Source organism: Paraburkholderia atlantica (assembly GCF_009362785.1).
Taxonomy (GTDB): Bacteria; Pseudomonadota; Gammaproteobacteria; order Burkholderiales; family Burkholderiaceae; genus Paraburkholderia; species Paraburkholderia atlantica.
Window position 1 is genome coordinate 408,244 of the sequence record NZ_WHNQ01000003.1, and the last position, 20,799, is coordinate 429,042.

Below are 20,799 nucleotides of genomic sequence, written 5' to 3' on the forward strand. Positions count from 1 at the left end.
CGTCGTAGTACCGGCGCCGAGGTTGAACACCATCGGCGCCGGGCCGCCTGCTCCATGACGCCAGGTTAGCGCTCGTCGTCTGGCCGCTTAGGCTTCTTGCAGACATGCAATGCTTTCCTGATTGAATCTCTCTGGCTGTTCATACTGTGCCCAGTGGTCATAGCCCTTGATTTCCACGAGCCGCGCGTTCGGTGCGGTCCTGGCGATTGCATGGGCGTTGCTGAGAAACATATTGGGCTTCATGCGCGGGTCGCGGTAGATCTCGAGGCGCACGCCAACCAGTTCATCGGATAGTGCCTCCGGATCCAGAAGCAGCGCTTTCAGGGCAGCGGAAACAGTCTCCCAGCTCGGTTCGGCCGCGGCGGAAGAACGACTCTTGCGCACAGCCTCGGCAAAGCGCCGCTCCTCTTCCGCATCGACGATGATGTTGAGGCGGGCTTCTGCTACGCCGCAGAGTTGCCATGCTGTGAAGCTCGCCTCGAAGGCAAAGTCACTGAACCAACCGGGGCATCATGATCGTCCCATAGTTGGGGCCGATGCCGTCCATCTGGCTGTTTTTGCAGTAGTTGGGATTGTTGCCCATCTGCACGGTAATCACTGCGTTGGAACCGCTGCCTGTCTCGTTCAGGATGTGCAGGCACCCGAATGCGACGATCGGCGGAGTAGTCCCTTGTCCCCCCGTGACGTTGCTCACCACGGCTACCGTCACCCAGGCACAACTACCCGCCGAACCCGCCGGAATCTGACTACACGTTCCAACATTGTGGAACGCATTGCTATTCAGGCCCGTTTCGACATAGATCGGTTGGCCGATAGACATCGGACTCGCGTTTCCGCTCGTCATCAACCCGACTATGGCGTCGGAACCAAGCTGGCTGTTGGCAGAAGAGAGGGACGTCCATTGCCCTGCGTTGCAATTGGCCGCCTGGTACGACGCTCTGATCCCGAAGATGTACGGTTGACCGATCGTCTGCGGAATAGGCGTGCCGTTGTTGGCTGCTTGGGGGTCGGTTGTACTGGTAGCAAGAAGGGGGGAGTTGGTCGCCGAATTCCAGTAGGAGTTGTACAGGCATTGCGACATCACGATCGGGAACAGTGCCCCGGTTTCAGCGGTTCCAGGACTAGCCACGACCGCAGTCGCCGTCGCACTCGTCTTCAGCGACGCGACGTTCAGCACTTGCACCAGATACACCGGGACGCTCCCGTTGGAGTCGGTCCCGTCCTTATGGACCGTCACCTGGACCGCGGGCACGATTTTTCCGCTTGCTACCGGCACGGTTGTCTGGGATACGCCGGCCGCAACATTGGTCACATTCACATAGCCGGTCGTGACATCCGATGAATGCAGTTGCACGGCCGCTCCCTGGACGTTGTTCTTCGGTCCGAACGAAACAGCCACGGTCTGCGAGTCGTTCCAATCCGGATTGGCGGCGGTCGCGTTGTTGCAGCTAGCGTTGCTGGCTTGTGCATACAGGCACTGTGCCCCTGCAAGCGCCGCGGCGTCGGCGGCAGTCTGTGCCTGAGTGCGGGCCACCATCAGGTTGCCAATGTCGATCGCGAGCGCCGCGAAGCTTAGGAGCATCAGCAGCAGCAGGGCGACCATGATGGCCACCGCGCCCTTCTGCTTGTTCATCGATTTGGCGCGGCGCTGTGTACGCATGGTATGGACGGTACGCATGATGTTCTTCTTATTCGTTGTTCATCGTGGCCGTGGAGCTCAACGTGATCGGCCCAGTCAGCGGGTTCATCAGGGGGCCGAGCAGCAACCCGGTGAACGTGTACGAGACCTTGACCGCCAACGCGGTACCGAACGACCCGCCTGCGTTGGTCACCGAGACCGACGGCGTAGGGTTTTTCGTCGCAAACGAAATCAGGTATGAGGACGTATAGCCGGTCACGACGCTCGTGATGTCCGTCGTCGTGGGCCTGGGACTCGTCAGTACGATACCCGCCCGCGCGCCCTCCCTGGCGGCGTTGGTGATGACGGCCTGGTCGTACAGGGCCAGGCCGAACTCGACGATGCCGAACACGATCAGCAGCAGAAGCGGAAGCACGAGCGCGGTTTCAACGGCCACCACGCCGTTTTGCTTTTTTTTCAGGTTCATCATTTGACTCCGTAGGCGGTCACGCAATATTCACCGACAGCACCTTGCCGCTAAAGCTTGCGCTCTGCTCGGGACGCTGATTCGGCGGACGCGATCTTGAATTTCGCAAAGGCGCGGCTAGCGCCAGGGAATCGAAGTTGTGGTGACTGAACGGTATCGAGCCGGCGCACATCGACGTAACACCGATGACGCGGCACGTTTGATATATGATCGAATCGCGACGGTGCTCTTCGCTTGATTTCTCATGATGTCCCCCGACGATGAGTGCCACGCTCCGCATGTGATTACTGAATGCGAAGGGCCTCGGGAAGCCATCTGGTTGTCATTTTGGCTTCCGTTTATAGCTCCAAAGCATACGAGCCCAATTGGGGAAATCTGCGCGCTTCCGCACAATTCTTCTGCAATAGCGGCAAAGCGGCGAACGACGACAACACCTTGGAATTGTTCACCTTCCCTATGAGCAACAGGATCGCGCAGCTTTTCCGGCATCTGACGTCAGGTGTGTATGTGATCGGCGTAGCGGACGGCGAGCGCCGCAATGCGTTCACCGCAAGCTCGGTGATGCAGGTTTCGTTTGCACCATTGCTCGTCGCGCTCGGCATCAGTCCCGAGCATCAGTCGTACGAACTGCTGCGCAGCGGCGCGGTGTTTGCGATCAGCGTGTTGCGCGCGGATCAACAGAAGCTCGCCGAACACTTCGGCACGCAGTCGGGCCGCGCCGTCGACAAGCTCGCGACGACTCGCTGGCGTACCGGCGTGACCGGCGCGCCGCTATTGGTCGATGCGCTCGCGCATTTCGAATGCCAGGTGGTCAATGACATCGCGGCGGGAGATCATCGGCTGGTAGTCGGGCGTGTCGTCGATGGCGCGCTAGCCGGCGCGGGCGGAAAACCGCTGATCTATGCGCAGACCGGCAATCTCGACATGAGCGAGGACCTTTATCCCAGCACGTTTTCATGATTGGTGGCGTGCTGGCTGCTCAATGCCAGTGCCCGCCATGTCCGCCGTGCCAGTGGCCGTAGTAGCCGCCATGATGATAGCCACCGCCCCAGTAGCCTCCGATCACCACTGACGGTCCCCACCATCCGTAGTAGCCAGCCCATGGATAACCGTATGGGTAGCCGTAGGGATAACCGTAATAGCCCGGATAACCGTAATACCCGGGATAGCCGTAATAAGCAGGTGCAGGAACCGCGACATAGGTGCAATCCTGTCCCGACAACGGCAGGTCGTTTGGCGCCGCATTCGCGCCGGCCGTCCCGCTTGCCGGCGTAGGCGCGTTGCCGGTCGCTGATTCCGTGGTGGCGGTGGCCGTACCGCTGGTGCAGGCGTAATAGCCACCCGCTCCCGGATAGTACGAATAGGGACCGTAATAGACGCAGCCACACAGCGCAAATACGCCCGCCACGCCAGTGCATAGACCCACGATTCCACAACGCATGATCGCTCCCCTATCCGGGTGCAGCGCGGCCGTCTCGACACGGCATGGTTTTATTTTAGGCGTCGAATCTTGCATCGGGTACGCGTCTTGCGCACCACAGGTATTCCGTGGAAATCAGGAGTTTCGACATGGACCCGCTCGATCCCCTCGACCCGAACGCCTCCGTGACTCCCGCACAGACGGCCACCGGCGCACGCATCGCCGGCGGCGGCGTCGGCGATGGTCCTGGACCCGAGGTAATGGCCGCCGCCACCCTCGACGGCAACAAGGTAATGTCTTCCGATGGCCAGGACCTCGGCAAGATTTCCGACATCATGCTCGACGTGCGCAGCGGTCGCATCGCGTATGCGGTGCTGACGGAGGGCGCTATTCTCGGCCTCGGCGGCACCTTGCACGCGATTCCCTGGCGCGCGCTGACGCTCGACACGGACCGCAAGTGCTTCCAGCTGGACGCCACGGCCGAGCAGCTGAAAAGCTCGCCGGGCTTCGACAAGGACCATTGGCCGGCGATGGCCGATCGCGCATGGGGCACGTCGGTCCACCAGTTCTATCATCGCGAACCGTACTGGGAAGCCACGCGCGCTGTCGTCGAAAGCGATCCCGCGGCACGTATCGATCCGACGACCGGGATCTGAAGGCCCCCATCCCGGCGCTCCGGCACCGCTATCTCACGCACGCCACCCGTGTTGCGACGAGCACACGAGGCGCGGCGTGCGGCAAAGGAGAAACGACGATGATCCGACGCGCACTAATCAATCGAAAGAACATTTCCTTCGTGGCGTGGGTGGCAATCGGCACGGGTTCGGTGTTTCTCAGCCTTGCGCTTCCGCTGCCCGCGCTGGGCGCATTCGTGGTCGGCGCTTGTTGCGCGTATGCGGGGCGTACCGGGCGGTGGCAGGGCGTGAACCCGGTCGCCGGCCTGCTGGAGCACAAGCAACCAGGGGTCGTCGACGACGTGGATCAGCAACCACCGGCAATGCATTCGACGCACGAGGCGAGCGAGACGCAAGACGAAGCGGCGACGCGTTGAAGTGCCGCATTCGCACGCTCCTGGCCGGGCGGCCACTCACACACATCAAAGCCGATAAACCCGCTCGGCGTTCTTCGTAATGGCCTTGAACGCGTTGAAGACCGCGTCGTAACTGCTGAACGGCTTGTCGAACGGGAAGTCGCTCGCGAACGTGCAACGCTCGACGCCGAACGCCGACGCCGGTGCGAAATTGGGGCGAAGGCGCACGAATCAAACAGGCAAAAGGCGGCGAAGGAAAAAACGGATAATGCATGGCGGTCCGTCTCGTGGGCAGTGGTGCACTGCGCCATATCGGTAGCGGTGCGGCTTACGGACAGAATGGCAGTGTGCATCACTCGCGAACAAGACGGTTTCATCCAACTGCAACTGCAACTGCAACTGCAACTGAAAGAAATTTCACCATGCGCATCCCACCGCTGAAGGCGATCATCGCGTTCGAAAGCGTTGCCCGCACGAAAAGCGTGAATCGCGCGGCCGACGAACTTGGCCTGACCGCGTCGGCGGTGAGCCATCAGCTGAGCAACCTCGAATCGATCATTGGGCAAGCGCTGTTCCAGCGCTCCGGCCGCGGCCTCGTGCTGACGCCGACCGGCGAGCGTTATCTGGCCGACGTGACGGGCTCGCTCGCCGACTTGAGCCGCGCGACCGAACGCGCGTCGAGCCGTACCGACGTCGAGATCCTGCGCGTGCATTCGAGCCCGAGCTTCGGCCTGATGTGGCTGCTGCCGCGACTGTCGTCGTTCCAGGAAGCGAACGACGACATCCAGCTGAACGTCGCCTGCTCATACGAAAACGTGTCGTTCTCGAACGGCTTCTACGACATCGACGTGCGCCACGGCTACGGCAACTGGACCAATGTGGAAGTCAAAACGGTGCGCGGCGAGTTCATCGCGCCGCTCGCGTCGCCGAAGTACCTCGCGCAACATCCTCTGAAGACGCCGGAAGACCTGCTGTCGCATCGGCTGATTTATTCGGAGTCGCCGCTGGTGCAGTGGAAACAGTGGTTCGGCAGGACCGGTGTCTCCGCCGCGCACAAGACCTTCGACTTCTCGTTCGACCGCTCGTACATGTCACTCGAAACCGCGGCACTCGGGCTCGGCATCGCGCTCGAAAGCCTGATGCTCGCATCGGTGAAGATACGCGAAGGCCTGCTCGTGCCCGTGTTCGACGCCAGCTTCGCGGTCGAAGTCGGTGCCCATCATCTCGTCTATCCGGCGCAGAACGCGGACCTGCCGCGCGTCGAGCGCTTCCTTGCGTGGATCGAGCGCGAAGCGGCCGCCGACTTGCGGGGCTGAATCCGGGGTTTCGTTTGCGTCCGGTTGCACGCCTGGCATAGCGGGGGGCGTGCGCTGCATCCGTCATCTGAAATTTTCTCAGCTATTGCTGAGCGTTTCCGCGTTGATGCGGGCGCCTCGCGAGCCGACACTCTGGGCACCAGTCAACACACAGGAGACAAACCATGTTGCTCGAGAACCGGACCATCATCGTGACGGGTGCGGCGTCGCCGCGAGGCATCGGCAAGGCCACGGCCCGCACGCTGGCCGCGCAAGGCGCACGCGTCGTGATTCTCGATCTGCGCCGCGAAGATGCGCAAAGCGCGGCCGCCGATCTCGGCGCGAAGCATCTCGGTCTGGCATGCGACGTAACCGACAAGGACGCCTGCATCGCGGCCGCACGCGAGACGCTGCAGCGCTTTGGACGCATTGACGGTCTCGTCAACAACGCGGGGATCACGCAGCCGGTGCGCACGCTCGAGATCGGCGGCAAGGACTTCGACGCGATCGTCGACGTCAATCTGCGCGGCACGCTGTACATGTCGCAAGCGGTGCTTCCGGCGATGAAGGAGCAGAACGGCGGCAGCATCGTCTGCATGTCCTCGGTCTCGGCGCAGCGCGGCGGCGGCATCTTCGGCGGCCCGCACTACAGCGCCGCGAAAGCGGGTGTGCTCGGTCTCGCCAAGGCGATGGCGCGTGAGTTCGGCGCAAACCATATCCGTGTGAACTCGATCACGCCGGGCCTCATCCATACGGATATCACCGGCGACAAACTAACGCCCGCGATGCGCGAGGACATCATCAAAGGCATTCCGCTCGCCCGGCTCGGTGACGCCGCGGACGTCGCGAACGCGTGCCTGTTTCTGCTGAGCGACCTGTCGAGCTACCTTACGGGCATCACGCTCGACGTCAACGGCGGCATGCTGATTCACTGACACACTGCGCGCCGCCACACGGCGCAAGCAACGCACCCGGAACACTATCCGGGGCACATGGTACGTGGCCACGGGGACGCGCAGCAGCGCCTGCCGTGGTCCATCCAGGAGACATCGATGAAAGCGAAATACACCGCGACCGTCGCAGGCGACGTGATACCGCGAAACGGCAAGCTCACGTTCGAAGCGCGGACCTATGCGAAAGTCGCCCGGCGGCTGATTCCATTCCTGATGCTGTGCTACCTCGGCGCGTACCTGGATCGCGTGAACGTCGGCTTCGCGAAGCTGCAGATGCTCAACGATCTGCAATTCAGCGAAACGGTGTATGGGATGGGCGCCGGCATCTTCTTTCTCGGCTACTTTCTTTTCGAGGTGCCGAGCAACGTGATCCTCCACCGCGTCGGTGCGCGCCGCTGGCTCGCGCGGATCATGCTGACGTGGGCCGTCATCTCCGCGAGCTTCGTGTTCGTCAGAACACCTACGGCGTTCTATGTGCTGAGGTTTCTGCTCGGCGTGGCCGAAGCGGGCTTTGCGCCCGGCGTGATCCTTTACCTGACCTACTGGTTCCCGGCGGAGCGTCGCGCCAAAGCGTTGTCGCTGTTCTTCATGGCGATTCCGCTCGCGGGCATCATCGGTGGACCGCTGTCCGGCGCGATCATGCATTCGCTGCACGGCGCGTTGTCGATGTCGGGCTGGAAATGGCTGTTCCTGCTCGAGGCGCTGCCATCGCTCGTGCTCGGCATCGCGATTCTGCTGTATCTCGATGACGGCATCGCCAAAGCGAAGTGGTTGAACGATGCAGAGAAAACGCTGCTCACACGCAACGTCGCGAACGATGCGCAACAGACGGTCACGCACGTGTCGATCCGCGAATTCATCGGCGACCGTCGCCTGTGGCTGATGGCGGCGATCTACTTCTGCGTGGTGCTGGGCCAGTACGGCCTGACGTTCTGGCTGCCCACGATCATCCGCAAGACCGGCGTCGCCGATCCATTGTGGGTCGGCCTGTTCACCGCGATTCCGTATCTGTGCGCGATCGTCGCGTTGCCGCTGATCGGCATGAGCGCGGACCGTCGCCGCGAGCGCCGCTTTCACCTGGCGATTCCGATGCTGGTCGCCGCCGCTGGCTTCGCGACGTTGCCGCTGCTTGGCAGCGTCGGCGCGTCGATCGTGTGCCTGAGCGTTGCGTCGGCAGGCATTCTCGCTTCGTCGTCGCAGTTCTGGTCGCTGCCGACCGCGCTGCTCGGTGGCATGTCCGCGGCGGCCGGTATCGCCGCGGTGAACTGCTTCGCGAATCTGGCGGGCTTCTTCTCTCCGGCGATCGTCGGCTGGCTCAACGATCTGACCGGCAAGTCCACCGCCGGGCTGGTCTTCATTTCCGCCGCGGTGACGCTGGGCGCCTTGCTGGTCTTTCTGGTGCCCGCGCGATCCGTGAACCGATGAACCTCTCTCTCGACCTGCTACAGGAGTTACCGATGGACACTGAGACCATCACCGAGTCGGTCACGCTCGCCGAGCGTGCATACCGCATCCGCCGCAACGCGTTGCTGATGGGCGAAGTACAGGGCCAGGGCTATATCGGCCAGGCGCTCGACATCGCCGACGTGCTGGCCGTCGCCTACTTCGGCGCGATGCGTTACCGCGCCGAAGACCCCCAATGGGAAGGCCGCGACCGCTTCCTGCTGTCGAATGGCCACTATGCGATTGCTTTATACGCAGCGCTGTTCGAAGCCGGCATCCTGCCCGCCGATGAACTCGAAACCTACGGCAGCGACGACAGCCGTCTGCCGATGTCCGGCATGGCGAGCTACACGCCGGGCATGGAGATGTCGGGCGGCTCGCTCGGCCAGGGGCTGACGATCGCCGTGGGCCGCTGCCTCGGATTGAAGCGCAAAGCGTCGGACTCCTTCGTCTACACGCTGTTCTCTGACGGCGAACTCGACGAAGGCGCGGTCTGGGAAGGCCTGATGTCGGCCGCGCACTGGAAGCTCGACAACCTGATCGCGATCGTCGACGTGAACAACCAGCAGGCCGATGGTCCTTCGACGCAGATCATGGCGTTCGAGCCGCTCGTCGACAAGCTCGAAGCGTTTGGCTGGTACACGCAACGCGTGGACGGCAACGACATCGACGCGGTGAAGCGCGCCTTCGATAACGCGCGGCGTCACGACAAGCCGCAACCGCGCATCATCGTCTGCGATACGAAGATGGGCTGCGGCGTGCCGTTCCTCGAAGCGCGCGAGAAGAATCACTTCATCCGCGTCGATGCACACGAATGGCAACTCGCGCTCGAAGCGCTCGAAGCCGGGAGACAAGCATGAGTACCGTTGCAAATAAGCCGCGCCTTAAAACCTCGGCGATGATCGCGTCGATTGCCGCCGAAGGACAGGTCACGCGTTCGGCGCCGTTCGGTCACGCGCTGGTCGAACTGGCGCGCACCAAGGCGAGCGTGATCGGCATGACAGCCGACCTCGGCAAGTACACCGACCTGCATATCTTCGCGAAGGAATTTCCGGACCGCTACTACCAGATGGGCATGGCCGAGCAACTGCTGATGGGCGCGGCCGCCGGCTTCGCGCACGAAGGCGCGCAGCCGTTCGTCACGACCTACGCGGTGTTCGGAACGCGCCGCGCGTACGACTTCATTCATCAAACGATCGCCGAAGACAATCTCGACGTGAAGATAGTCTGTGCGTTGCCGGGCCTGACGACCGGCTACGGCCCGAGTCACCAGGCGGCCGAAGATCTCGCGCTGATGCGCGCGATGCCGAACATGACGGTGATCGATCCGTGCGATGCGCTCGATATCGAGCAGATGGTGCCGGCCATTGCCGCACACAAAGGGCCGGTCTATGCGCGCCTGTTGCGCGGCAACGTGCCCGCCGTGCTCGACGAATACGGCTATCGCTTCGAACTGGGCAAGGCGAAGCTGCTGCGCGACGGCAACGACGTGCTGCTGATCTCGTCGGGGATCATGACGATGCGCTCGCTCGAAGTCGCGAAGACTCTGGAGGCAGACAACGTCGGCGTGGCGGTGCTGCACGTGCCGACCATCAAGCCGCTCGACACCGCGACGATCCTGCGTGAAGCGAAGCGCACGGGCCGCATGGTGATCGTCGCGGAGAACCATACGGTGATCGGCGGTCTCGGCGAAGCCGTAGCGCGCACGCTGCTCAGCGCTGGAATTACGCCGCCGTTCCGGCAAATCGCGTTGCCCGACGAGTTCCTCGCTGCCGGTGCACTGCCGACGCTGCACGATCGCTATGGCATCTCGGCTAACGCGATGGCTACGTCGATCAAAACGTGGCTCGGTTGACGACGCACGTTGTCATGACACTGCGCGGGCCTCGTCGGCGTCACACCCCGATGGTCCGCGTCGTCTTCAACGCGATCCATGTCATGCCTTCGCGCAGCCCTTCGAGTACCGCCTCTCTTTCCACGGCGAACACCTGCGATTGCTGAAAGGTGCGTTCGAAATCGCCTTCGGGCGACACATGTTTGACATGGATCGTCGCCCGAAAGCCGCCCTCTTGCGTCTCCTCCGTGTGGACACTCACGGACCAGGTTCCTTGCTGCGCGTTTGCTGATATGGCCATTGGATGCTCCTCGGGTTGTCGCGAGCGGCTGCCACCATCAGCGTAAGGCCGTGCAACACCTGTCTCGTTGATCCAGGTCAAGCGTCGACGCGAACCGTGAGTCACGCTCGACGTCAATCGCTCGCCGATGCCTTCAGCTTCGCTTCAGATTCGCACGATCGCGTGAAAACCCTGCCGGGAAAACGCGCAACGACCCGTGCATGCGACATGCTACAAGCGCCGCGATGCACCGCGCGCGCATCGATTTCGCGCCCCTCGCGCCGAGGTTTCGCGGTAAGCTTTTGCGACGTACCCGCGTCACGAGTTCGTGCCGGTGCGGCAACGCTGCCCTCATGATCGACGAACGCCGGGGTTCATCATGTGGTACGCCTTTATCGATGCACAACAACGCCTCGCTCGCGCGATGGTCGGGGGAGTTCTAACCGAATCGGCGTCGATGCCGAGCGCACAAACGGGCTGGCTCAGCCCGAATCATGCGACCGACGCGTTCAGCCACTGGCTGCTGAGGTCGACCTGCGCATTCGAGCGCACGCCGCCATTCGCGATCCACTCGGTTGCCGTCGACGGCGGCCGCGTGAGCGTCGACGAAAGCGTCGTGGCCTCGTTGCCGCTCGGCGCGCTGCTCAGGTTCAAGCGCAACCTGCCCACGCCACCTACCGAAACAAAACCGCCAGTGCTGTTGTGCGCGCCGCTCGCCGGACATCACTCGGTGATGCTGCGCGAGACCGTCGAGACGCTGCTCCAAGAACGTGACGTATTCGTGACCGATTGGGCCGATGCGCGCGACGTACCGCTCGAAGCGGGCCCGCTATCGCTCGACGACTACGTGCAGGCGCTCGATAGCTTCATCGGCAACGCCCGTGCGTTCGGCTCGCCGGTTCATGTGGTCGCGATCTGTCAGGCGAGCGTGCCCGCGCTCGGCGCCGCGGCGCTGCTCGCCATGGACGAGGCCGCGCCGATCGCGAGCATCTCGTTGCTGGGCGGCCCGATCGATACCCGTTTGAACCCGACCGTTACAGACCGCTTCGCGAGTTCGCATACGCTCGAGTGGTTTCATGATCACGCGATCGACATCGTTCCACCGCCTTATCGCGGCGCGGGACGTCTCGTGTATCCGGGATTCATCCAGCAAGCCGCGATTTTTGCCGCGCATCCGGAGCGGCAGTTGCGACTCGAAGCGGATTACTGGTCCCGATGGCTCGCCGGCGACATGCCCGGTGCGCAGCGGGCGCTGCGCTCGGCGAACGAGTATGCGGCGGTCCTCGATATGACGGAGTGCTACTTCCTCGACATGCTTCGCGTGGTGTTTCACGAGCATCTGTTGCCGCGCGATCTGTGGTCGGTCGCCGGGCGCCGGGTGCGGATCGCCGCGCTGCGCGATACCCCGCTGTGCACGATCGAGGGCGACAGCGACGAGATCACCGGCGCGGGGCAAACGCATTGCGCGCATGCGCTGTGCGATACATCGCCGATGCGACCCGCGCGGCAGCTCACCATCGAGCAGTGCAATCACTATGACCTGTTCATCGGGCCGCGATGGCGCGATGCGGTTCATCCGGGGCTCCGCGAATTCTGGCGTGATGTCGAACACGCCGCGTCGGAGGTTTGCCAGCCGCGCCGCGCGGCCAGTGGTTCTGCAAACCGCAGATCGGCGTGAGGTGGCCGCGAAAACGTCGGCAGTCCGCGCGTCACGTCACGACGCAACCTGGCTCAGTGCCCGCGCTCCATGCCGATTGCGGCTTCGAGGGCCAGTTCCGCCACGTCGAACGCGCGGCGGATCGCCGCTTTGGCGTCGTCGTCAGCGCAGTGCGCGATGGGCTTGAGTTCGCGCGCGGGCGTGACGAGATCGAGCCGCACGTCATACAGCGGACGCGACGACCCCGGACGCAACGCCTCGATGGCGAGATGGCAGTGCGACACGAGCGCGCTAAACCGCGCGAGACGCACCAGTTGCGCGCCAGCTTCCGCTTCGAGCGGAGCGGCACCCGCGAAGCCAAGGTAGACGATCTGCATGTCAATGCCCATGTTCGCCTCCCGTTGCCAGTGTCGAACGGACCTGTTCCACGCAGATGCAAGTCCAGGCGCTCGCTATGGGCTTATCTTGTTCCTGTCGGAGTGGCGGTCATTGACGTGGGTCAAGCGCAGTGAAGGCAGTGTGACAATCAACTAGTGATAGTCGCTTGACTGCCATACCGGAGCGGACTAATATGGACTTAGTCCACTAGGAGCAGTTATGCAGACAGTCAATATACATGAAGCAAAGACCCAGTTTTCGCGTCTCGTCGATGCTGCGGCCAGCGGCGAGGAGATCGTGATCGCAAAGGCCGGCAAGCCGGCAGCGCGGCTCGTACCGATGGAACAGGCCAGGGCCGTTCGGCGGTTTGGTGGACTGAAGGGGAAAGTTCGCATTGCGGACGACTTTGACGCAGCCTTGCCCGATGACGTTATCGCGGCATTCGAAGGCCGTTGATGCGACTCCTTCTCGATACGCACGTTTTCCTCTGGGCAGTCACGGACGATCGCAAGCTAACCAAAGCTGCCCGTAAGCTGATTCTCGATGCAAGCGAGGTTTTCGTCAGCAGCGCGAGTATTTGGGAGGCCTCGATCAAAGCCGGTCTTGGAAAGCTCGAGGTGGACGTCAATCTCCTCGTTTCCGAGATCGAAGCGAGCGGCTTTCTGGAATTGCCGGTGCGGGCAGTGCATGCCGCTCTGGTTCGAGATTTGCCCGATATTCACAAGGACCCATTTGATCGGCTTCTGGTCGCACAAGCTCTTTCGGAGCCGTTGCGCTTGCTGAGTTCAGACGGCCACCTGTCGAAATACACAGACCTGGTTATCGCCGTCTAGGACACTCCTCAATGCATATGCATCCCCCCATTGATCGCAATATCGGCTCCGGTGATAAACGCCGCCTCCTCGGAGCATAGAAACGCGATCAGCGCCGCCACCTCGTCGGGACGTCCCAGCCGGCCGACCGGGATCTGCGGCAGGATCTTCGTGTCGAGAATCTCGCGCGGCACCGCTTCGACCATCGCGGTCGCGAGGTAACCGGGCGACACCGTGTTCACCGTAACGCCGTGCTTCGCGGTTTCGAGCGCAAGCGCCTTCGTGAAACCGTGCACGCCCGCTTTGGCCGACGAATAGTTGGTTTGCCCGTAGGCGCCGCGCGAACCGTTGACCGACCCCACGTTGACGATACGGCCGTGGCGCCGCTCGAGCATGCCGGGCAACAGCGGCTTGGTCATGTTGAACAGGCCATCGAGATCGGTGCGCAGCACGGCGTCCCAGTGCTCCTTGCTCATCTTCGCGAAGCTCGTGTCTTGCGTGATGCCGGCGTTGTTGATCAGCACGTCGACCGCGCCCAGCTCGGTCAGCACGCGTTGCGCGCAGCGCGCGCAGGAATCGAAGTCGGCGATGTCGGCTTCGTATGCGTGAAAGTCGCGCCCCGTGTCGCGCTCGTGCTGCAGCCAGGTCGGCACGTGATCGTTGTGCGTCGAGTGCGTCACCGCGACCGTCATACCCGCGTCATGAAGCGCCCGGCTGACCGCCGCGCCCAAACCGCCCATCCCGCCTGTGACCAATGCCACGCGATCCGTTCCCATCTGAACTCCTCCTTGCCATGTCTGCCATTGACGGTGCGCGCGCCGGCTTTGCCGGCTCACGCGGCTAAACGACGCCCGCGAACGGCAGCGCGTTCTGCGAGCCCCACGACCACGCGCTCAGGCCGCCCGCGAGCGGCGCGACGCCCGGCGCGATGCCGTACGCCGCCTGCCACCACGCATACCACGCGGCGCAAGCGCGGTTGGCCTCGTCGAACCAGTCCGCCTCGCGCTGTACGGCGAAGGCGACCGACCTGCTCCAGTCGGCGAAGCTCCGCTCCGCGTACTCGCGCGCGGCGCCCTGCGCGGTCTGATACGCCGACGCGTAATCGAACCAGCCTTCGGGTTGTCCGGATACCGTCGAGGTCCATGGTGAAACGAAGCGCCCGAGCGGCGCATCGGATTCGGAAGCCATCATCGCTGCCCTCCAGAGCACAGCATAGGATTGCCAGGCGCGGTTGCAAACCGTCGAGCGCGTCTGCCACCGTATCGAGCGCGCGACGGCCCGCGCTTGATCTGCATCAACAGCCTCGCCCGCCGGGCCAATAGACTCCATTTGACGGCGGGCGCGAGCCCGCCTGCGCCCGTTTCCCCACGTTCTGTCACGGAGCTTTGGCGATGAGCTACAAAAGCATTCTCGTTCACCTCGATACGAGCGTTCGTGCACATCCGCGCCTCGAGGTCGCATTGCAGCTCGCGCACCGCTTTCACGCGACGCTGACCGGCCTGTTTTCGACGTACGTGCCACCGCGTCACGCGTTCTTCGTGATGGCCGGCACCGCCGACTACTACGCCGAGCACGAGCGCCTGCGGCACGAGCGTGCCAGCGCGCTGGAGCGGCTGTTTCGCGCGGAACTCGCGCGCGCGAACGTCGACGGCCAATGGATCGCCGCGAACGGTTACGCGAACGACGTCGTGCCGCCCTATGCGCGTGTCGCCGATCTGATCGTGCTCGGACAGACCGACCCGACCGACCCCGAGGCGTTCGTCGCCGAACAGTTCGTCGAGCACATCGTACTGTCGGCCGGGCGGCCGGTGTTGCTGGTGCCGTCGAGCGGCACCTTCGCGGCACCGGGCCGCCACGCGCTGATCGCGTGGGACGGCAGCCGCGAGGCGACCCGCGCGATCCACGACGCGCTGCCGTTCCTCGCGCACGCGGCCAAAGTGACGCTGCTGACGATTCATTCGTCGGCCGATCGCCCGCCGCAGGGCACGGCCGCGGGCGACGACATCGCACTCACCGTCGCGCGTCACGGCGTCAAGATCGATGTGCGCGAGCTGAGCGTCGCTGACGGCACGCCGGTCGGCGACGCGCTGCTGTCGCAGGCGGCCGACCTCGGCTGCGACCTGATCGTGATGGGGGCCTATGCGCATTCGCGTCTGCACGAAGTCGTGCTGGGCGGAGCGACACGGACGATGCTCGAGTCGATGACCGTACCGGTGCTGTTGTCGCACTGAAGTGCGCGCTTAAGGAGTCCGCCATGTTTCACCGCCTACTCGTCGCGCTCGACGGCAGCGACACCGCCTCGCGTGCGTTCGACGCCGCGCTGACCCTCGCCGCCGAAGCGGGCGCCGAGCTGATGCCGCTGTACGTGATCGACGTGCCCGTCATCGCCTACGACGCGCCCGGCTTCGACCCTTCCACGATCGAGGACGCGTTCATCGAGGAGGGCAAGCGGATCGCGGCCGACGCCCAGAGCCGGATGACCGCGCGGGGGGTCAAGGGCACGGCTCACACCGTCGAAGCCGCGATCGCCGGCGAAGACGTCGCGCATCGCATCGTCGAGACGGCGCGCGAATGGCACGCCGACGCGATCGTGATGGGCACGCACGGCCGCCGTGGGTTTCAACGGCTGATGCTCGGCAGCGTCGCCGAGCGCGTGCTGCGCCGCGCCAGCTGCCCGGTGCTGATGATTCCCGCGCAGGCGAGCGGCGCGGCGCGCGTCCAGCCGGCCCCGGCCCGCGCCGACAGCGAACTCACCTGAGCCGCAAGACACCGGCCGCTGCGCCGCGCGGTGCTTCAGGGCCTCGGGTGGCCTTGTTCGTCATGCCGCACGATCAGCACCGGTATGTCGGTTGACCGCACCAGCGACTCCGCGACGCTGCCGAGCAGAAAGCGCTGCACGCCGTGGCGGCCGTGCGTGCCCATCACGATCAGATCGGCTTCGATTTCGTCCGCGACGCGCGCGAGTACCGCCGACACGTTTTCGGCGTAAGCGTCGATCACCCGCACGCCGCCGGGCACCTGCGCCTCGCGCAACAGCTCGCGGGGGCCATCGAGCGCGCGGCTGGCGAAAGCTTGCGCCGCGCCCGCCGGTTCCGGCTCGAAAGCCACGTCGGCATTGTCCGACCACTTGCCGTGCCCCACCACACAGCAGGCTTCGAGCGTGGCGCCCGTCAGCTTCGCGAGCTTTAGCGCCTCGGCGAAGGCGCGCTGCGCGCTGGGACTGTCGTCGAGTGCAACCAGAATTCGTGCATACATGTCGGACTCCCTCTGAAAGCGCTGGCATGACCCGAAGTGGTGCCGTCGCGCGTGTGCACCGACAGTGTGAAGCGCGCGCCGCCGCGCGGCTTGACGCAGGTCAATGGGCCGCCGCTCGACGAAACCCACATCGCCAGCAACACACTAGGAATATTCCTACAACCACTACCTGAACTCCTAGCGCCGCTTAAAGCGCCGCCGATTTATTTCCAGGATCGGGTCACCAATACTGGTCGGTATGGACACCGCCCCGTCAGCCACCTTATCGAGAGTTTTTCTCGTCGACGATGCGACCGAGGTCCGGCGCCGGCTTGCTTGCCTGATCGCGCTGATCCCCGGCATCGAAATCGCCGGCGAGTCCGCGGGCGTCGAGCACGCGTTCGACGACATCGTCGCGAGCCGCGCCGATGTCGCGGTGCTGGACCCGTGCTTCTCCGGCAAGACCAACCTCCTGCTGCTCGCTGCGCTATCGCGGGTGCGGCCGTCCATCGTCAGCATCGTGCTGACCAATCATGACGCGACGGCGTTTCGCCGCGCGTGCGAAGCGGCGGGCGCCGACTTCTTCTTCGACAAGACCTCGGAGTTCGAGCTCGCCTGCCGCGCCATCGAAGCGATAGCCTATGCGCGTCGTGCGCATCGGGTCTGACCGCCAGGAGCCGATCATGCAAGTTGCCGCAGTCCGTGAACCCCGCCACGACGCGCCTCGCACCTCGCACGTCGTACCGATCGACGTCGCGCCGAGCACCGCGGCGGCACGCCACGCCGTGACGCGTTGCTCCACCTGCGCGATGCGCGCGATCTGCATGCCGCCCGAGCTGACACCGGACGAACTGAGCCGGCTCGACGCGTTGATCTGCTCGACGCGCTCGATCAAACGCGGCGATGCGCTGTACCGCGCGGGCGACGAGTTTCAAAGCATCTACGCGATACGCGCCGGCTCATTCAAGACCGTCGTCATGCATCGCGACGGCCGCGAGCACGTGACCGGCTTCCAGATTGCCGGCGACTCGCTCGGCCTCGACGGCATCGGCGAGGGCAAGCAGAATTGCGATGCGATCGCGCTCGAAGATAGCGTCGTGTGCATCATTCCGTTCGCGCAGCTCGAGGCGATCTGTCGCGAGATCAAGCCGATGCAGCATCACATCTATCAGATGATGAGCGGCGAGATCGTGCGCGAATCGAGCCAGATGATGCTGCTCGGCACGATGACCGCCGAACAGCGCGTCGCAACGTTTCTGTTAAACCTGTCGAAGCGCTTCAAGGCGCGCGGCTTTTCCGCGGCGGAGTTTCATCTGCGCATGACCCGCGAGGAGATCGGCTGCTTTCTGGGCATGAAGCTCGAAACGGTGAGCCGGATGTTCTCGAAGTTTCAGCGCGAGCACCTCGTCATGGCGAACGGCAAAACGATCCGCATCGAAGACCCGGAAAGACTGGCTCGGGTTTGAGCGCCGGCGCGACGCTCGCCTCGCCTTCGTTCGCGGGACATGCCGGGTAGAACAAGCGCTTCTGAACTGATATAACTCAGTGCGTTGCGGTACGCGACCTTGCGTGACCGCCCGGAGGAGCGATGGGTCTGTCGAGCGGCGAGTCTTCCTGCTTCACCGGTGCCGCGTCCGAGTCGGACGTGTCCGTCGAGGATCGCTATTTCATGTTGGTCGAAGCAGTGCAGGACTACGCGATCTTCATGCTCGACCCCGCCGGCCGCGTAACCAGCTGGAATCCCGGCGCACAGCGCATCAAGGGCTACACGCCCGAAGAAATCATCGGCCAGCATTTCTCGAAGTTCTATACCCCGGAAGACATCGCGGCCGGCAAGCCCGCGCGCGAACTGGAAACCGCCGCAGCCGTAGGCCGCGCCGAGGACGAAGGATGGCGTGTGCGTCGCGACGGCTCGCGTTTCTGGGCCAACGTGGTCGTTTCCGCCGTGCACGACGCGTCGGGTGCGCTGCTCGGCTTCGCCAAGGTCACCCGCGACATGACCGAGCGCATGCGTCTCGCGGAACTCGAACGCGCGAGTCAGGTATCCACGCACGTGCAGATCGCCCGTGAAAACGAGCAGAAACGGATTGCGCGCGAACTGCACGACGATCTCGGCCAACGGCTGACCGCGCTGAAAATGAGCGTCGCGCTACTCGAAGCGAAGCTGAATAAGCAAGCCGATACGGAGCCGCTCGCCGCGCACACGCAGGAATTGCAAAAGCAGATCGACTGGATGGCCGCTTCGCTGCGGCGCATCGCCGCCGATCTGCGGCCCCCGCTGCTCGACGACCTCGGACTCGCCGCCGCGCTCGACTGGCTGGCCGAGGACTTCACGAAGCGCTACAACGTGCGTTCGAGCGTGCATCTCGAACCGGCCGAGCCGGTATGCGGCGAATTCGCGGCGACGGCGCTGTTTCGCATCGTTCAGGAGGCGTTGACGAACGTCGCGCGGCACGCGAAGGCGAGGCGCGTACGCATCGACATGACTTGCGCGGGCCCGATCGTATCGCTCGATATCGAGGATGACGGCGTGGGTGTCGCGCTGGATCAGCTGCAGGGGACATCTTCATTTGGGCTGCTTGGCATTCGCGAACGGGTGCGGCAGTTGCGCGGCAACGTGTCGTTCACCAGCTCGCCGGGCCAGGGTTTCAGGATCTCGATCCAGATACCGGCCGACGCGCTGGTGTAGTGCTCACACGCTGCCGCGCCCCACTGTACGGATTACTCCGCAGACTCTTCCTCGGTGCTTTGCTCGCGCATCAGCAGCACCGGACAGGTCGAGAAACGCAGCACCCGCTCCGCCACGCTGCCGATCACGAGGCGCCTCACGCCGCGCCGCCCATGCGTGCCCAGCACGAGCAGATCGGCGTGGACCTGCTCGCCGTGGCGCAGCACGATCGTGGCGACGTCGTCGGACAGGCTCTCCGACTCGATCATCGCGGGCCGGCAACGCACATCGGCGGCGGCGCAGGCCTGTTCGGCCTCCTCCAGCACCGAGTGGCCGTCCTGGCGCAATGCTTCGACTAGCGCGAGCGGGTCGTAATAGCCGGCATAGGAAAAGATCGGCGTCTTGTCGACTACATAAACCGGATGCACGACGGCCTTCGTCAACGCGGCCAGATTCACCGCTTCTTTCAGCGCGCGTTTCGAGAAGCTACTGCCGTCTAGCGCGACGAGGATATGTTGGTACATGCCGATTCTCCACTGAGGTTGGATTTGTCAACGCGCGTGGCGCGCCCCTGCTACAGATAAAAAGGCCCGCCCGCACTGCCTAGATACGGCTCCCGCCACTCGCCGCGCAGCACCGCGTCCGCCCGCAACGGCGACGGATCGCGCGGACACACGAGCACGGGACAAGCCGCGTCACGCAGCGTGCGCGACGTCACGTGCCCCGGCAACGGATGCGGCGTGCCGCGCATGCCGTGCGAACCCATTACGATCAGGTCCGCGTGCCAGCGTTGCGCTTCGTCGAGAATCGCGGTCGACGCATCGCCGGAATCGTCGTCGAACTCGAGCAGCGCGGTTTCGGTCGGGCGCCGGCTCTGTTCGAGCATCGCGGCACCGCGCCGCAACACATCGATTCGATGCTGCGACACGACTTCGAACGGCAGCCATTCGCACCACGCGAACCGGTCGTCGGCCGCGTAGACGACCTTGATGCACGCGTCGGGCGGCGCGATCGCGAGCGCGCTGCGCAGCGCGTCGAGCGCGGTGTCGCTGCCATCGACCGCGACCAGCACGCGGTTCACCGCCGCGGCAACGCTCGCGTCGGTCGCGTCGGTCGCGTCGGTCGCGTCGGTTGACCTCGCCGGCATATACAGCACCGGACGCCCGATTGACGCGACCAGTTCCTCCGGATCGATACGGCCGCCCCAGCGATGTTCGCGCGGATGCGCGGCCACCGCGACCAGATCCGCGTCCCATTGCGCCGCCGTGTGAGCGAGCGCTGCGGCCGCGCCCTGATGCAGCGCGGTCAGATCGACGATCTCGGCGTCGGTCGCCGCGACGATGCCGTGCAACTCGATCACCGCGTCGCGCAGCGCGGCCTGCGCGCCGTGCAGCATCGCGCGATGCGCCTCGCACCAGTCCGGATAGCTGAGCATCAGCGTCGGATAAAGCGCGGCCGGATTGCAAACGATATCGACGAGACGAAAGCGCGCATCCTCGGCGACGAACTGCTGCGCGACGCGCGTGGCGAGCGCCAGTCCGGCGCCGCCCGCGGACGCGATCATCACGCGGTGGAAGATGTTGCGCTCGGCAGCATTGTTCATCGGTTTTCCTCGCATCGTCACGCCTCGCCCGGGCCCGTGACGGGGGCCCCAACGGTGCGCGCTTACATGATGAACGCGGGCGCGGCG

The 20,799-nt window shown here is 64.2% G+C and carries 28 protein-coding genes; 16 read left to right on the forward strand and 12 right to left on the reverse strand.

Annotated elements, in window-relative coordinates; translation table 11 throughout:
- Positions 1–87 precede the first annotated feature (87 nt).
- From GCT19_RS06420 to GCT19_RS06430, 3 genes are all read right to left on the reverse strand, one after another.
- Positions 88–384: an alpha/beta fold hydrolase gene (locus GCT19_RS06420; protein WP_193727377.1), complete on the reverse strand. Its 297-nt coding sequence runs from the start codon at positions 382–384 to the stop codon at positions 88–90.
- Between the two features lie 106 nt (positions 385–490).
- Positions 491–1,678: a pilus assembly protein TadG-related protein gene (locus tag GCT19_RS06425; RefSeq protein ID WP_152851363.1), complete on the reverse strand. Its 1,188-nt coding sequence runs from the start codon at positions 1,676–1,678 to the stop codon at positions 491–493.
- A gap of 10 nt (positions 1,679–1,688) precedes the next feature.
- Entirely contained in the window at positions 1,689–2,108 is a 420-nt protein-coding gene (locus tag GCT19_RS06430) for a TadE/TadG family type IV pilus assembly protein (RefSeq protein ID WP_018436008.1), read from the reverse strand.
- Between the two features lie 453 nt (positions 2,109–2,561).
- Here GCT19_RS06430 and GCT19_RS06435 point away from each other — a divergent pair, with 453 nt between their 5' ends.
- Positions 2,562–3,065, forward strand: a complete 504-nt coding sequence (locus GCT19_RS06435) for a flavin reductase family protein (RefSeq protein WP_152851364.1) — start codon at positions 2,562–2,564, stop codon at positions 3,063–3,065.
- Positions 3,066–3,084: 19 nt separating this feature from the next.
- Here GCT19_RS06435 and GCT19_RS06440 read toward each other — a convergent pair whose 3' ends face one another.
- Positions 3,085–3,546, reverse strand: coding sequence for a hypothetical protein (locus tag GCT19_RS06440; protein ID WP_026228798.1), 462 nt, complete (start codon positions 3,544–3,546; stop codon positions 3,085–3,087).
- A gap of 128 nt (positions 3,547–3,674) precedes the next feature.
- Here GCT19_RS06440 and GCT19_RS06445 point away from each other — a divergent pair, with 128 nt between their 5' ends.
- Both GCT19_RS06445 and GCT19_RS06450 read left to right on the forward strand, forming a co-directional pair.
- A complete protein-coding gene (locus tag GCT19_RS06445; RefSeq protein ID WP_152851365.1) occupies positions 3,675–4,181 on the forward strand; it encodes a PRC-barrel domain-containing protein in 507 nt (168 codons plus the stop codon).
- Positions 4,182–4,279: 98 nt separating this feature from the next.
- A complete protein-coding gene (locus GCT19_RS06450; protein WP_152851366.1) occupies positions 4,280–4,576 on the forward strand; it encodes a hypothetical protein in 297 nt (98 codons plus the stop codon).
- Between the two features lie 45 nt (positions 4,577–4,621).
- Here the strand turns inward: GCT19_RS06450 and GCT19_RS42640 are convergent, their stop codons facing one another.
- A complete protein-coding gene (locus GCT19_RS42640; RefSeq protein ID WP_193727378.1) occupies positions 4,622–4,783 on the reverse strand; it encodes a hypothetical protein in 162 nt (53 codons plus the stop codon).
- A 194-nt stretch (positions 4,784–4,977) separates the two neighbouring features.
- Between GCT19_RS42640 and GCT19_RS06455 the strand changes: the two genes are divergently transcribed.
- The 5 genes from GCT19_RS06455 (at position 4,978) to GCT19_RS06475 (ending at position 10,101) form a co-directional block, all read left to right on the forward strand.
- A complete protein-coding gene (locus tag GCT19_RS06455) occupies positions 4,978–5,871 on the forward strand; it encodes a LysR substrate-binding domain-containing protein (RefSeq protein ID WP_152851367.1) in 894 nt (297 codons plus the stop codon).
- Positions 5,872–6,035: 164 nt separating this feature from the next.
- Positions 6,036–6,785, forward strand: a complete 750-nt coding sequence (locus GCT19_RS06460) for an SDR family NAD(P)-dependent oxidoreductase (protein ID WP_152851368.1) — start codon at positions 6,036–6,038, stop codon at positions 6,783–6,785.
- A gap of 117 nt (positions 6,786–6,902) precedes the next feature.
- Positions 6,903–8,228, forward strand: a complete 1,326-nt coding sequence (locus GCT19_RS06465) for an MFS transporter (RefSeq protein ID WP_152851369.1) — start codon at positions 6,903–6,905, stop codon at positions 8,226–8,228.
- 32 nt (positions 8,229–8,260) lie between these two features.
- Positions 8,261–9,106: a transketolase gene (locus GCT19_RS06470; RefSeq protein WP_152851370.1), complete on the forward strand. Its 846-nt coding sequence runs from the start codon at positions 8,261–8,263 to the stop codon at positions 9,104–9,106.
- Positions 9,103–10,101, forward strand: a complete 999-nt coding sequence (locus GCT19_RS06475; protein ID WP_152851371.1) for a transketolase family protein — start codon at positions 9,103–9,105, stop codon at positions 10,099–10,101. Before GCT19_RS06470 ends, GCT19_RS06475 begins: the two co-directional genes overlap by 4 nt.
- Before the next feature lie 40 nt (positions 10,102–10,141).
- On the opposite strand, the gene GCT19_RS06480 is transcribed toward GCT19_RS06475, so the two are convergent.
- On the reverse strand, positions 10,142–10,462 hold the full coding sequence (locus tag GCT19_RS06480) for a hypothetical protein (RefSeq protein WP_408582372.1): 321 nt from the start codon (positions 10,460–10,462) through the stop codon (positions 10,142–10,144).
- A gap of 277 nt (positions 10,463–10,739) precedes the next feature.
- Here GCT19_RS06480 and phaZ point away from each other — a divergent pair, with 277 nt between their 5' ends.
- Positions 10,740–12,038 carry a polyhydroxyalkanoate depolymerase gene (gene phaZ, locus GCT19_RS06485; protein WP_152851372.1) on the forward strand — a complete coding sequence of 433 codons (1,299 nt, stop codon included), beginning with the start codon at positions 10,740–10,742 and terminating at the stop codon, positions 12,036–12,038.
- A gap of 53 nt (positions 12,039–12,091) precedes the next feature.
- On the opposite strand, the gene GCT19_RS06490 is transcribed toward phaZ, so the two are convergent.
- Positions 12,092–12,406 carry a hypothetical protein gene (locus GCT19_RS06490; RefSeq protein WP_152851373.1) on the reverse strand — a complete coding sequence of 105 codons (315 nt, stop codon included), beginning with the start codon at positions 12,404–12,406 and terminating at the stop codon, positions 12,092–12,094.
- Positions 12,407–12,614: 208 nt separating this feature from the next.
- Between GCT19_RS06490 and GCT19_RS06495 the strand changes: the two genes are divergently transcribed.
- Both GCT19_RS06495 and GCT19_RS06500 read left to right on the forward strand, forming a co-directional pair.
- Positions 12,615–12,851 (forward strand): type II toxin-antitoxin system Phd/YefM family antitoxin, encoded by a 237-nt coding sequence (locus GCT19_RS06495; protein WP_152851374.1) that lies wholly within the window; start codon positions 12,615–12,617, stop codon positions 12,849–12,851.
- Positions 12,851–13,228, forward strand: a complete 378-nt coding sequence (locus tag GCT19_RS06500) for a type II toxin-antitoxin system VapC family toxin (RefSeq protein WP_013093781.1) — start codon at positions 12,851–12,853, stop codon at positions 13,226–13,228. Before GCT19_RS06495 ends, GCT19_RS06500 begins: the two co-directional genes overlap by 1 nt.
- A gap of 8 nt (positions 13,229–13,236) precedes the next feature.
- Here GCT19_RS06500 and phbB read toward each other — a convergent pair whose 3' ends face one another.
- Positions 13,237–13,983 (reverse strand): acetoacetyl-CoA reductase, encoded by a 747-nt coding sequence (gene phbB, locus GCT19_RS06505; protein ID WP_018435992.1) that lies wholly within the window; start codon positions 13,981–13,983, stop codon positions 13,237–13,239.
- A 64-nt stretch (positions 13,984–14,047) separates the two neighbouring features.
- On the reverse strand, positions 14,048–14,398 hold the full coding sequence (locus tag GCT19_RS06510; RefSeq protein ID WP_018435991.1) for a hypothetical protein: 351 nt from the start codon (positions 14,396–14,398) through the stop codon (positions 14,048–14,050).
- Between the two features lie 200 nt (positions 14,399–14,598).
- Between GCT19_RS06510 and GCT19_RS06515 the strand changes: the two genes are divergently transcribed.
- Together GCT19_RS06515 and GCT19_RS06520 are read left to right on the forward strand one after the other, a co-directional pair.
- A complete protein-coding gene (locus tag GCT19_RS06515; RefSeq protein WP_152851375.1) occupies positions 14,599–15,438 on the forward strand; it encodes a universal stress protein in 840 nt (279 codons plus the stop codon).
- Between the two features lie 23 nt (positions 15,439–15,461).
- Positions 15,462–15,965, forward strand: coding sequence for a universal stress protein (locus tag GCT19_RS06520; RefSeq protein ID WP_152851376.1), 504 nt, complete (start codon positions 15,462–15,464; stop codon positions 15,963–15,965).
- A gap of 35 nt (positions 15,966–16,000) precedes the next feature.
- On the opposite strand, the gene GCT19_RS06525 is transcribed toward GCT19_RS06520, so the two are convergent.
- Positions 16,001–16,462: a universal stress protein gene (locus GCT19_RS06525; protein WP_018435988.1), complete on the reverse strand. Its 462-nt coding sequence runs from the start codon at positions 16,460–16,462 to the stop codon at positions 16,001–16,003.
- A gap of 238 nt (positions 16,463–16,700) precedes the next feature.
- On the opposite strand from GCT19_RS06525, the gene GCT19_RS06530 reads away from it, so the two are divergent.
- The 3 genes from GCT19_RS06530 to GCT19_RS06540 all read left to right on the forward strand — a co-directional run bounded on the left by GCT19_RS06530 (position 16,701) and on the right by GCT19_RS06540 (position 19,130).
- Positions 16,701–17,108, forward strand: coding sequence for a response regulator (locus tag GCT19_RS06530; RefSeq protein WP_018435987.1), 408 nt, complete (start codon positions 16,701–16,703; stop codon positions 17,106–17,108).
- Positions 17,109–17,124: 16 nt separating this feature from the next.
- Positions 17,125–17,907 (forward strand): fumarate/nitrate reduction transcriptional regulator Fnr, encoded by a 783-nt coding sequence (fnr, locus tag GCT19_RS06535; RefSeq protein WP_026228794.1) that lies wholly within the window; start codon positions 17,125–17,127, stop codon positions 17,905–17,907.
- A 122-nt stretch (positions 17,908–18,029) separates the two neighbouring features.
- Positions 18,030–19,130 (forward strand): PAS domain-containing sensor histidine kinase, encoded by a 1,101-nt coding sequence (locus GCT19_RS06540; protein ID WP_152851377.1) that lies wholly within the window; start codon positions 18,030–18,032, stop codon positions 19,128–19,130.
- 32 nt (positions 19,131–19,162) lie between these two features.
- Here the strand turns inward: GCT19_RS06540 and GCT19_RS06545 are convergent, their stop codons facing one another.
- Together GCT19_RS06545 and GCT19_RS06550 are read right to left on the reverse strand one after the other, a co-directional pair.
- Entirely contained in the window at positions 19,163–19,633 is a 471-nt protein-coding gene (locus GCT19_RS06545; RefSeq protein WP_018435984.1) for a universal stress protein, read from the reverse strand.
- A 50-nt stretch (positions 19,634–19,683) separates the two neighbouring features.
- Positions 19,684–20,712, reverse strand: coding sequence for a universal stress protein (locus GCT19_RS06550; RefSeq protein ID WP_152851378.1), 1,029 nt, complete (start codon positions 20,710–20,712; stop codon positions 19,684–19,686).
- Positions 20,713–20,799 lie beyond the last annotated feature (87 nt).

Excerpts from the sequence above, each read along its gene's own strand:
- fnr (WP_026228794.1), top strand. The coding sequence starts at position 17,125 with ATGCAAGTTGCCGCAGTCCGTGAACCCCGCCACGACGCGCCTCGCACC.
- GCT19_RS06495 (WP_152851374.1), top strand. The coding sequence starts at position 12,615 with ATGCAGACAGTCAATATACATGAAGCAAAGACCCAGTTTTCGCGTCTC.
- GCT19_RS06465 (WP_152851369.1), top strand. The coding sequence starts at position 6,903 with ATGAAAGCGAAATACACCGCGACCGTCGCAGGCGACGTGATACCGCGA.
- GCT19_RS06460 (WP_152851368.1), top strand. The coding sequence starts at position 6,036 with ATGTTGCTCGAGAACCGGACCATCATCGTGACGGGTGCGGCGTCGCCG.
- GCT19_RS06450 (WP_152851366.1), top strand. The coding sequence starts at position 4,280 with ATGATCCGACGCGCACTAATCAATCGAAAGAACATTTCCTTCGTGGCG.
- GCT19_RS06435 (WP_152851364.1), top strand. The coding sequence starts at position 2,562 with ATGAGCAACAGGATCGCGCAGCTTTTCCGGCATCTGACGTCAGGTGTG.
- GCT19_RS06470 (WP_152851370.1), top strand. The coding sequence starts at position 8,261 with ATGGACACTGAGACCATCACCGAGTCGGTCACGCTCGCCGAGCGTGCA.
- GCT19_RS06500 (WP_013093781.1), top strand. The coding sequence starts at position 12,851 with ATGCGACTCCTTCTCGATACGCACGTTTTCCTCTGGGCAGTCACGGAC.
- GCT19_RS06490 (WP_152851373.1), bottom strand. The coding sequence starts at position 12,406 with ATGGGCATTGACATGCAGATCGTCTACCTTGGCTTCGCGGGTGCCGCT.
- GCT19_RS06510 (WP_018435991.1), bottom strand. The coding sequence starts at position 14,398 with ATGATGGCTTCCGAATCCGATGCGCCGCTCGGGCGCTTCGTTTCACCA.
- GCT19_RS06515 (WP_152851375.1), top strand. The coding sequence starts at position 14,599 with ATGAGCTACAAAAGCATTCTCGTTCACCTCGATACGAGCGTTCGTGCA.
- GCT19_RS06530 (WP_018435987.1), top strand. The coding sequence starts at position 16,701 with ATGGACACCGCCCCGTCAGCCACCTTATCGAGAGTTTTTCTCGTCGAC.
- GCT19_RS06475 (WP_152851371.1), top strand. The coding sequence starts at position 9,103 with ATGAGTACCGTTGCAAATAAGCCGCGCCTTAAAACCTCGGCGATGATC.
- GCT19_RS06440 (WP_026228798.1), bottom strand. The coding sequence starts at position 3,546 with ATGCGTTGTGGAATCGTGGGTCTATGCACTGGCGTGGCGGGCGTATTT.
- phaZ (WP_152851372.1), top strand. The coding sequence starts at position 10,740 with ATGTGGTACGCCTTTATCGATGCACAACAACGCCTCGCTCGCGCGATG.
- GCT19_RS06550 (WP_152851378.1), bottom strand. The coding sequence starts at position 20,712 with ATGAACAATGCTGCCGAGCGCAACATCTTCCACCGCGTGATGATCGCG.
- phbB (WP_018435992.1), bottom strand. The coding sequence starts at position 13,983 with ATGGGAACGGATCGCGTGGCATTGGTCACAGGCGGGATGGGCGGTTTG.
- GCT19_RS06425 (WP_152851363.1), bottom strand. The coding sequence starts at position 1,678 with ATGCGTACCGTCCATACCATGCGTACACAGCGCCGCGCCAAATCGATG.
- GCT19_RS06525 (WP_018435988.1), bottom strand. The coding sequence starts at position 16,462 with ATGTATGCACGAATTCTGGTTGCACTCGACGACAGTCCCAGCGCGCAG.
- GCT19_RS06540 (WP_152851377.1), top strand. The coding sequence starts at position 18,030 with ATGGGTCTGTCGAGCGGCGAGTCTTCCTGCTTCACCGGTGCCGCGTCC.
- GCT19_RS06545 (WP_018435984.1), bottom strand. The coding sequence starts at position 19,633 with ATGTACCAACATATCCTCGTCGCGCTAGACGGCAGTAGCTTCTCGAAA.
- GCT19_RS06455 (WP_152851367.1), top strand. The coding sequence starts at position 4,978 with ATGCGCATCCCACCGCTGAAGGCGATCATCGCGTTCGAAAGCGTTGCC.
- GCT19_RS06430 (WP_018436008.1), bottom strand. The coding sequence starts at position 2,108 with ATGATGAACCTGAAAAAAAAGCAAAACGGCGTGGTGGCCGTTGAAACC.
- GCT19_RS06445 (WP_152851365.1), top strand. The coding sequence starts at position 3,675 with ATGGACCCGCTCGATCCCCTCGACCCGAACGCCTCCGTGACTCCCGCA.
- GCT19_RS06520 (WP_152851376.1), top strand. The coding sequence starts at position 15,462 with ATGTTTCACCGCCTACTCGTCGCGCTCGACGGCAGCGACACCGCCTCG.